The organism is Micromonospora mangrovicola (assembly GCF_047200535.1).
In the GTDB taxonomy this organism is placed as follows: domain Bacteria; phylum Actinomycetota; class Actinomycetes; order Mycobacteriales; family Micromonosporaceae; genus Micromonospora.
In genome coordinates this window covers 1-3,732 of sequence record NZ_JBJZOG010000199.1, presented here as the reverse complement: position 1 = coordinate 3,732, position 3,732 = coordinate 1, and the positions used below count along the sequence as shown (strand labels likewise).

General features: G+C 73.0%; 4 protein-coding genes. 1 reads left to right on the top strand and 3 read right to left on the bottom strand.

Annotated elements, in window-relative coordinates; genetic code table 11:
- The coding region (locus tag ACL02O_RS33800) for a cbb3-type cytochrome c oxidase subunit I (protein ID WP_412822250.1) at nt 1–564 on the bottom strand (564 nt) is incomplete at its 3' end.
- 148 nt (nt 565–712) lie between these two features.
- Between ACL02O_RS33800 and ACL02O_RS33795 the strand changes: the two genes are divergently transcribed.
- A complete protein-coding gene (locus ACL02O_RS33795; RefSeq protein ID WP_412822249.1) occupies nt 713–1,912 on the top strand; it encodes a DUF2254 domain-containing protein in 1,200 nt (399 codons plus the stop codon).
- Between the two features lie 21 nt (nt 1,913–1,933).
- Here the strand turns inward: ACL02O_RS33795 and ACL02O_RS33790 are convergent, their stop codons facing one another.
- Nucleotides 1,934–3,136 carry a cation:proton antiporter gene (locus tag ACL02O_RS33790; protein ID WP_412822248.1) on the bottom strand — a complete coding sequence of 401 codons (1,203 nt, stop codon included), beginning with the start codon at nt 3,134–3,136 and terminating at the stop codon, nt 1,934–1,936.
- A 189-nt stretch (nt 3,137–3,325) separates the two neighbouring features.
- The gene (locus tag ACL02O_RS33785) at nt 3,326–3,697 is read right to left on the bottom strand and encodes a DUF1330 domain-containing protein (protein ID WP_412822247.1); all 372 of its coding nucleotides are present in this window, start codon (nt 3,695–3,697) and stop codon (nt 3,326–3,328) included.
- Nucleotides 3,698–3,732: the final 35 nt, after the last annotated feature.

Here is a 3,732-nt window from a genome sequence, read left to right as displayed (position 1 = left end):
CGTGATCATGTTGACCGCGCCGAGGATGGTGCCGAGGCCGGACACCACCAGCCCCACCGCCCAGAGGTTCGCCCCGGCGCCGGGCGAGTGCTCGGGCCCGGCCAGCGGCTGGTAGGCCGTCCATCCGAAGTCGGCCGCGCCGCCGGGGGTGACGAATCCGCCGAGCACCGTCAGCCCGCCGAACAGGTACAGCCAGTACGCGAGGGCGTTGAGCCGGGGGAAGGCCACGTCGGGCGCGCCGATCTGCAGCGGCACCAGGTAGTTGGCGAAGCCGAAGACGATCGGGGTGGCGAAGAGCAGCAGCATGATCGTGCCGTGCATGGTGAACAGTTGGTTGTACTGCTCGGGCGAGAGCAGCTGCATGCCGGGCCGTGCCAGCTCCGCCCGCATGAGCAGGGCCAGCAGGCCACCCGCCAGGAAGAACCCGAACGCCGTCGCGAGGTACAGCAGGCCGATCTGCTTGGCGTCGGTGGTGCGCAGCAACCGGGCCAGCGCCGACCCGTGCACCGGCCGGTGCACCGGACCGACCACGGTCACGGTCGTCGGCGCGCTCCGCAGATCCATCCCGCTCTCCTTTCCGCTGCCGCCGCTCGCCTACCCGTGTCCCGGCGCGGCCAGGGCCAAACCTCACCGGGTCTCCGATTTCCGGTGGATTCGTGCGGAACATCCGCGGAACCGGTGTCGAGCGGGTGCCAGTGGGCATGTCGGTGGCATGACCGGCGCCCCACGTACCCGCAGATCCCGGCTGGCGGCCGCGTGGACCGGCTTCTGGCTGGTCCCCACGACCTTCGCCGCCGGTGCCGTGCTGCTGGCGGTCGGGCTGTCGCTGCTGGAGCTGCAGGTGGGCCTGCCGGCCGGCGGGTTCCTGCCCAGCGGCGCGGCAGGCGCCCGGTCGCTGCTGTCGTCCATCATCACCGCGATGATCTCGTTCACCGCGCTGGTCTTCTCCATCACCGTGGTGGCCGTGCAGCTGGCCAGCAGCCAGTACTCCCCACGGGTGCTGCGCACCTTCCTGCGGGACCGGGTCACCCAGGCCGCGCTGGGCACGTTCCTGGCGACCGCGCTCTTCGCCATGGTGGTGCTGGCGGCCCTGCCGGACCGGTCCGACGCCCGGCTGCCGGAGCTGTCCCTTGCCGTCGCGATGATCCTGGTGCTGGTCAGCAGCGGCCTGTTCATCTACTACCTGCACCACGTCACCACCGCCATGCGGGTCTCGCACATCATCGCGGCGGTCGGCGCCCAGACCCGGCGGATCATCGAGGACCAGCACTCCCCCGAACCCCCGCCCGGGGCGGCGACGCGGCTGGCACCACCCGTGCAGGTGATCACCGCATCGGCACCCGGCCTGGTGGACGACATCGACCTGCACCGGCTCGCCGCACTCGCCCGGGCACACTCCTGCGCCCTGTCGGTCCTGCCGGCCCCGGGTGACTTCGTGGTGACCGGGCAACCGCTGGTCGCGGTCCACCCGCTGCCCGGCTGTCCACCCCCGGCGCCGGTCCCGGACGATCGGACGACCGCCACGGTGAGCCTCAACGTGGAACGGACCGCCGGGCAGGACGTCGGGTTCGGGTTCCGGCAACTGGCCGACATCGCCGAACGGGCCCTCTCGCCGGGGGTCAACGACACGACCACGGCGGTTCGAGCCGTGCAGGAGATGCACGACCTGCTGCGCCACCTCGCCGGCCGGCCCGACCAGCGCCTGCTCGTGCAGGACGGCGACGGCAGGGTCCGCGTCCAGGCCAGAGCACAGACTTTCGACAGCTTCCTCGCGGTCGCCGTGGACGACGTCCGGCGCGCCGGACGCGACCAGCCCCGCGTCACCCGGCTTCTGGACGCGATACTCGCCGACCTGCGTACGGTGGCGCTGCCGGAGCATCTGCCCGACATCCTCCGACGGACCGGATCCTGACCCGGCCGCAGGCCTCGGCGTTCAGCCACCACCGCGCGCCGCGTACCAGCGACGGCCGGGCATCGCCGTCACCCCGTGCACCAGCGTGCTCGACGCGACGACCATGCTGCCCGCCGCCCAGAGCAACGGGTCGCGGGCGCCCTCGTCGTGGCTGTAGGCGAGGTAGAACAGCGCGGAGACGCCGATGGGACCGAACCAGCCCAGGAAGATCAGATCCCGCCGGCCCAGGCCGAGCGGGCCGCCGAGCCCGAGCACGACCGGCAGCCGGCGCAGCAGCAGCACCGCGAGCGTGAACGCCGGCAGCCGCCAACCCAGCTCGCCCCAGTCGCGCCAGGGCAGCTCCACGCCGAGCAGGAAGAACAGCGGCAGGACCAGGTAGCGGGTGAGGGAGTCGTCGAGCTTCTGCTCGACGATCCGAGGCTGGTCGCCGAGCACCTTGTTGTAGGCCAGCCCGGTGGCGAACGCGGCCAGGATGCCGTCGGTGCCCAGCACCCGGGCAAAGCCGAGCGAGGCCACCCCGAGCAGCACGGCGAAGATGAGAAGTGAGCCCTGGTCGACGGTCTCCCGACGGTTGGCCGCCCGGACGGCGTGACCGGCGAGCCACCCGACCGCGACTCCGACCAGCACCGCCCCGCACACGCCCCAGACCGCCTCCACCACCTGGTCGGTCCAGGGCTTCGTGCCGAACGCGGCCAGCGCGAGGACGACCAGCGGGAACGCGAGCCCGTCGTTGCCGCCGGACTCGCCGCTGATCACCTGGCGCAGGTGGGCCGGCAACTCCCGCTCCGCCGGGCCGCCGGAGACGATGCTGGAGGCGAGGACCGGGTCGGTAGGGGTGAGGCAGCTGCCGAGCAGCGCCGCGAACGCGAGCGGCACCCCGAGCACCCCCCAGGCGAGGCCCGCCGTCACCACCGCCATGCCCACCATGCCGGCGCTCAACAGGACCAGCACCGGACGGAGCACGGCACGGTAGCCGGAGATCGGGAAACGCAGGGCGACCGCCATCAGGGAGATCGCCAGCAGGGCCCGGCTCATCTCCCGCACCAGCTCGGCGCCGAGCCGGTCGGCCACGACGATCAAACCGAGCAGCGGACCGGCGACCACCCCCAGGACCAGGGCGAGCAGAGGTTCGCTGACCGGTGCCCGGCGGATGGCGCTGGACCAGAACGCGAGCAGTACGCCGAGCCCGCCGATCAGGGCATAGCTGAGCAGGAGGAGCTTCACGACCCGGCCGCTACCCGTTGCCGGGACGGTCATGCGTGACGGCCGGTCCTGAACCCGACCGGTCGGCACAGCCGGCGTGCGCGACGCCGGAGGGCCCGCAGGGCCGCCCGGCCCGGGTGAGGTCGGCCAGGCCCGGCACGACGGCCCGGACCGTGGCCGGGTTACCCGGGCCGGCGGCGGGTGCCCGGGTCAGGCCGCCGGCCAGGGAGTGGTCGGCTGCAGCACCGCCTCCCGCAGCGCCACGGTCCGCAGCCGGGTCACCCGCTGGTACTCCGGGTCCGCCACCATCCGGCAGAACGCCTCCCGGTCGGGGTAACGCACCAGCAGCACCGCGTCCCAGGCCTGGCCGTCCTCGGCCACCAGGGCCCGCGCACCGTCGCCGGCGTAGATCACCTCTGCGCCGTACCGCGGCAGGAAGGTCTCCCGCAGCTCCGCCGCGTACCGGGCGTAGGAGTCCCGGCCGCCCGGCGCGAACCGCAGCAGATTGAGCATCACGACCGGCGCCTGCGGCTCCTCCCGGAGGAAATCGCGCAGGTCACGGCCGGTGGGGTCGACGGCCATCCGAATTCTCCCTCGCCTCGATAGGTGCGTGGAGC

Excerpts from the sequence above, each read along its gene's own strand:
- ACL02O_RS33795 (WP_412822249.1), top strand. The coding sequence starts at position 713 with ATGACCGGCGCCCCACGTACCCGCAGATCCCGGCTGGCGGCCGCGTGG.
- ACL02O_RS33785 (WP_412822247.1), bottom strand. The coding sequence starts at position 3,697 with ATGGCCGTCGACCCCACCGGCCGTGACCTGCGCGATTTCCTCCGGGAG.